This is a genomic window from Stenotrophomonas sp. A3_2 (assembly GCF_036624925.1).
Lineage (GTDB): Bacteria > Pseudomonadota > Gammaproteobacteria > Xanthomonadales > Xanthomonadaceae > Stenotrophomonas > Stenotrophomonas hibiscicola.
This window is the reverse complement of sequence record NZ_JAZKVY010000009.1, coordinates 1-326: the sequence shown is the minus strand read 5'-3', so window position 1 is coordinate 326 and position 326 is coordinate 1. Positions and strand designations below refer to the sequence as shown.

The 326-nt window shown below is 67.5% G+C and carries 1 pseudogene; it reads right to left on the bottom strand.

Features of this window, described 5'->3' with window-relative positions:
• Window positions 1–326: pseudogene (locus R5H29_RS00030) on the bottom strand (pyruvate dehydrogenase); the annotation flags it as partial.

Genomic DNA, 326 nt, shown 5'->3' with positions numbered 1-326 from the left:
CTCATCCAGCTCCGCGTCGCCCGCGATCGCGATATGCCGCCCCGGCGCCGGCAGATCGTCGCGGAACCGATGCAGATGCACGTAGTCCTGTATCAAGGACGCGAAGCTGGTGATCGCCACCCCGAGCCCCACGGAACCCGTGGAGAAATCCACCTCCGCCCCGTCCTTCACCCGGCTCGGATAGGCCTGCGCGCCGCCGAACTGGCGTAAGCCCGCCATCTTCTCCACGCTCTGCCGGCCGAGCAGGTAATTCACCGCATGGAACACGGGGCTCGCATGCGGCTTCACCGCCACCCGGTCCTCCGGCCGCAGCCGGTCGAAATAGA